This is a genomic window from Mesorhizobium sp. M2A.F.Ca.ET.067.02.1.1, assembly GCF_004023285.1.
Taxonomy (GTDB): Bacteria; Pseudomonadota; Alphaproteobacteria; order Rhizobiales; family Rhizobiaceae; genus Mesorhizobium.
Genome location: NZ_RZSB01000472.1, coordinates 1 through 4,794, shown reverse-complemented (window position 1 = coordinate 4,794; position 4,794 = coordinate 1). Strand labels below are relative to the sequence as shown.

Sequence of the window (4,794 nt, the reverse complement as noted above, 5' to 3'; positions counted from 1 at the left end):
GCGGCCGCCTCCGACCATGCCGACCCGCAGGCGTTGACGCGACGTACCATCGGCGGTTGCATAGACCATGATTGCGATTATCCTCCCCAAGGTTCGATATGCCGGTCGGTGCGGATGTTGTGACCGGCGACGATTGTTTTCGAATGATATTTCTATTTTTTGTTTTGTAAAACGATTGTACCGCGTTAGCTTTTTTACCTCGGTCCAGGTGACGGACCGCATCCGGTGGGCAGGGATCGGATAATGCATCCGATGGTTGGGGTCACGATGAGGCATAACCTATGAGCGGCCGCGGCAGGGCGGCCGACGAGCCGTCCTCGCACAGCCTGGAGACGGCAGCGAGGAAGAGGAGCCGATCACTGGCAGCACTTGGCTACACCAAGCCGCAAACCTATGAAGAGCTGCGTGCAGTGCTTTCGTCAGGCACCGTGCATTTCCCGAAACGGCTTCGCCAGGTGGCGATCTTCCTCTGGCAGCATCCGAGCGAGGTTGCGTTGGGCACGATCGCGCAAGTGGCGGAGCAGGCCGGCGTGCAGCCCTCGACCCTGGTGCGCTTCGCCCAGATCTTCGGCTATTCCGGCTTTTCCGATTTCCAGCTCCTGTTCAAGGATCGCATGAAGGGCTCCTGGCCGGATGCGCAAGGCAGCCCGGACAGGGCCGAGGAGCCGAATGCCGACCTGCATTTCCTCAACGGCATGGTCGGCGCCTGCCAGGCCTCGCTCGGCCGCATCGGCGCTGATTTCGATATCGCCGCTTTCGAGACGATGATCGATCATCTGGCGGCGGCCGATCTGATCTATGTCATCGGCAGCAAGCGCGCCTTTCCCGTCACCACCTATCTGTCGCTGACGCTGTCGCAGCAGGGCGTGCGCAATGTGCTGGTCGACAATGTCGGCTCGACCGCGCTGGACCAGGTCGGCTGCATCACGCCGCGCGATGCGGTGCTCGCCGTCTCCTTCAGCCCCTACAATTCGATCACGCCCGACCTCGTCGCCGTCGCGCATGAGCGCAAGGCGCGCATCCTCGCCATCACCGACAGCACATTTTCGCCGCTGGCAAAACTCTCCGACACCTGGCTGGAAGTGGTCGAGCAGGATTTTGGCGGCTTCCGTTCGCTAGCCGCCTCGCTCGCGGTCGGCATGGCCCTGGTCCATGGCGTCGTCGCGCGCCGGACAGATTGACAAGAGCAATTCCAGGAAAAGTGTCAGCGGTTTTCCGTCCGGAATTGCGAAAGACAAGGAGATAGAGCGGTTCACCGGTTCCATGGAACGGTGAACCGCCCTAGCACGATTGACGAACGGGAATTATCGTTCCATATTTGTAAAAATGGAAACTTTGTTCCGGGAGGAGGAATGGAGGTTCGTCTCGACGGCAAGGTGGTGCTGGTCACCGGCGCGACGCAAGGCATCGGCCGCGCGACCGCCGAGACGCTTGCGCGCTCCGGCGCCGCCGGCCTGCTGATCACCGGCCGGGACCAGAAGCGCGGCGATGCTGTCGCCGCCGAGCTCACGGCCATGGGCGCTGCTGCCGCCTTCGCTGCGGCCGATCTTGGCGATCCCGAGGCCCCGGCGCGGTTGGCCGGGGCCTGCATTGAACGCTTCGGCCGCATCGACGGTCTCGTCAACGCCGCCGGCCTCACCGATCGCGCGTCCTTCACCGACGCCACGCTCGACGATTGGGCGTCGCTGTTTGCGGTCAACGCCCGCGCGCCCTTCTTCCTCATGCAGGCGGCGATCGCCGACATGAAGAAGCGCGGACAGGGCGGCGCTATCGTCAACATCCTGTCGATCAACGCGCATTGCGGCACGCCGGAGCTTGCCGTCTATTCCGCCACCAAGGGCGCTCTGGCGACGCTGACCAAGAACGCCGCCAACGCCCACCGCTTCGACAGCATCCGCGTCAACGGCATCAATGTCGGCTGGACCGACACTCCGGCCGAACGGATCATGCAGGCCGACACGCTCGGCCAGGGTTCGGGCTGGCTCGACGCCGCCAATGCGACGCAGCCCTTCGGCCGGCTGTTCTCCGTGACCGACATAGCCAATCTTGCCGTGTTCCTGCTCTCCGACGCCGCCGGTCCGATGACCGGCACGCTGGTCGACCAGGAGCAATGGGTGATCGGAGCCAACCGGTGAGCGCGTCATCGCCCGAAAGCCTCAGCCCTGCCCTGCTCGGCCGCTTGCCATCCGAAGTCCGCAAGCCGGCTTACGATCGCGCAGCACTCAAGCCTGGCATCGCCCATCTCGGCGTCGGCGCCTTCCACCGCTGCCACCAGGCCGAATACACCGACGACCTTCTGGCGAAGGATTTCGGCCGCTGGGGACTGATCGGCATCAACATCCGCCCGCCCCTTCTTGCCGACACGCTGGGGCGGCAGGACGGTCTCTACACGCGGCTGATCCGCCAGAACGACGAGGTCGAGGCGCGCGTCATCGGCAGCATCATGCGCGTCGTCGACAGCCAGGACAATGCCGCGCCGGCGCTGGACGTGCTCGCCTCGCGCGAGATCGAGATGGTCACCATGACGGTGACCGAGAAAGGCTATTGCCACATCCCGTCGAGCGGCGCGCTCGACCTTGAGCATCCCGATGTCGCGCACGATCTCGCCAATCCGGAAGCGCCACGCAGCGTGCCCGGCATCCTGGCACAGGCGCTGGAACTGCGCATAGCCACGCATGGCCGCCCGGTGACGCTGCTGTCCTGCGACAACATCCCCACCAACGGCACCATTCTTGGCAATGTCGTGCGTGCGTTCGCAGAGCGGCGCGGCGGCAAGCTGGCGGACTGGATCGAAGCCAATGTCGCCTTCCCTTCGGCCATGGTCGACCGCATCGCGCCGGCGACGACCGCGGCCGATATCGATACGGTCGAGCAGCGCTATGGCTACCATGACAGCGCCCTCGTGGTCGGCGAGCGTTTCCGCCAATGGGTGATCGAGAACCGCTTCGCCGGACGCGTGCCGCGCTGGGACCTTGTCGGCGCGGCCTTCGTCGACGATGTCACGCCGTTCGAGCATCTCAAGATGCGGGTGCTGAACGGCGCCCAGACGACGCTCAGCTATCTCGGGGTTTTGGGCGGTTTCGAACATACGTTCGAGGCGATAGCCAACCCGCTTCTGGCAGGCTTCGTCCGCCGCATGCTGACCGAGGAAACACTGCCGACGCTGATGCCGGTCTCCGGCATTGCGCCGGCGGCCTATGTCGAGCAGAGCCTGTCGCGCCTCACCAACTCGGCGATTCGCCACCGCAATCACCAGATCGCCACCGACGGCTCGCAGAAGATCGTGCAGCGCCTGCTCAACCCGATCCGCGACCGCCTGGTGAAGGGTGGGAGCATCGAGCTTCTTTCGGTTCCCGTGGCAGGCTGGATGGCCTATCTGATCAAGGCATCGGCGCGCTTCGGCCGCGCCTGGCAGGTGTCCGACCCCTTCGCCGGCAGGATCGCGGCGATCGCCGACCGCGTTGGTTCGGACAGCAAACTGCTCGCCGACGCGATCTTGGCAATCGACGCTATCTTCGACCCGTCCTTGGCCGCCAACGCGACTTTCCGCGCGCATGTCGTCGCCGGCCTCGACGGCCTGCTCTCGAACGATCCGATGGGCTTCGTCAGACAAGTCTGCTCTGGGCCAACAGAGGCGCCATTGAACCAGCCGGCTCGATCTGCATAGTTTGGTATTGGGAGGCATCATGAAACTTGGACTGCTCACGGCACCATTTCCGGATACTGCTCTCGGCGACGTCGCCGATTGGGCGCGTTCGGCCGGTTTCGAGGCGCTGGAAATCGCCTGCTGGCCGAAGACTTCCGGGGCCAGCCGCCGCTATGCCGGCACCAGCCATATCGATGTGGACATCTCGGCCGCTGAAGCCAAGGATATTGCCGCCGGGCTTGCCGGCAAGGGCCTGGCCATCTCGGGCCTCGGCTTCTATCCCAACCCGCTCCATCCCGACCGGGCGCATCGCGAGGCGGTGATCGGTCACCTGAAGAAGGTGATCGTGCTGGCGAGCCGCATGGGGGTCTCGCTGGTCAACACCTTCTGCGGCGGCGACGCCTCGAAGACTGTCGACGCCAATTGGGAGGACGCGCAAAAGGTCTGGCCGGCGATCATCGCCCACGCCCGCGAACACGGTGTGAAACTCGCTTTCGAGAATTGCCCGATGATCTTCAGCTATGACGAATGGCCGGGCGGGCACAACATCGCCTACTCGCCTTACGTCTGGCGCCGCATCCTCGAAGCCTGGGGCGGCGATGTCGGCATGAATTTCGACCCCTCGCATCTCGTCTGGCAGATGATCGACAAGGAGCGCTTCATCCGCGAGTTCGGCAAGAACATGCTGCACGTGCATGCCAAGGACCTGATGATTGATCATGATGGTTTGTACGAGCGCGGAATCCTCTCGGCTGGCATAGGCTGGCAGGTGCCGCGCATGCCGGGGCTTGGGGACATCGACTGGAGCAGGATTTTTTCGGGCCTCTACCGGGCCGGATATGACGGCCCGGTCATCATCGAGCATGAGGACCGGCGCTTCGAGGGGACGGATGAAAAGGTCAAGCGCGGCTTCCTGCTTGCCCGCGACGTGCTGCACCCCTTCGTCAAATGACGAAAAGCTTGGCGCCGACCATGTCGGCGCCCTGGAACTGAGCTGAACAATCGACCGAACTGAAAAGATCAATGTGGAGGAGTACTGACATGAAAAGACATCTGACCGTGGCCTCGCTACTTGCCGGCGCCGCCTTGCTCGCCTCGGTAGGCGCCTCGGCCGCCGCCGGCAAATACACGATCGGCATTTCCAACAC

The 4,794-nt window shown here is 63.9% G+C and carries 5 protein-coding genes; 4 read left to right on the top strand and 1 reads right to left on the bottom strand.

Annotation, left to right across the window (positions count from 1 at the left end; translation table 11 throughout):
• On the bottom strand, nt 1-249 hold a 249-nt coding region (locus tag EOA28_RS39600), incomplete at its 3' end, for a hypothetical protein (RefSeq protein WP_148670846.1).
• A 32-nt stretch (nt 250-281) separates the two neighbouring features.
• On the opposite strand from EOA28_RS39600, the gene EOA28_RS25355 reads away from it, so the two are divergent.
• From EOA28_RS25355 to EOA28_RS25340, 4 genes are all read left to right on the top strand, one after another.
• Entirely contained in the window at nt 282-1,181 is a 900-nt protein-coding gene (locus EOA28_RS25355; protein WP_127253775.1) for a MurR/RpiR family transcriptional regulator, read from the top strand.
• 171 nt (nt 1,182-1,352) lie between these two features.
• Complete coding sequence (locus tag EOA28_RS25350) at nt 1,353-2,135, top strand: SDR family oxidoreductase (RefSeq protein WP_127385982.1); 783 nt, start codon at nt 1,353-1,355, stop codon at nt 2,133-2,135.
• A complete protein-coding gene (locus tag EOA28_RS25345; RefSeq protein ID WP_245463380.1) occupies nt 2,132-3,667 on the top strand; it encodes a mannitol dehydrogenase family protein in 1,536 nt (511 codons plus the stop codon). Before EOA28_RS25350 ends, EOA28_RS25345 begins: the two co-directional genes overlap by 4 nt.
• 19 nt (nt 3,668-3,686) lie before the next feature.
• Nucleotides 3,687-4,598, top strand: coding sequence for a sugar phosphate isomerase/epimerase (locus EOA28_RS25340; RefSeq protein WP_127249472.1), 912 nt, complete (start codon nt 3,687-3,689; stop codon nt 4,596-4,598).
• The last annotated feature ends 196 nt before the right edge of the window (nt 4,599-4,794 follow it).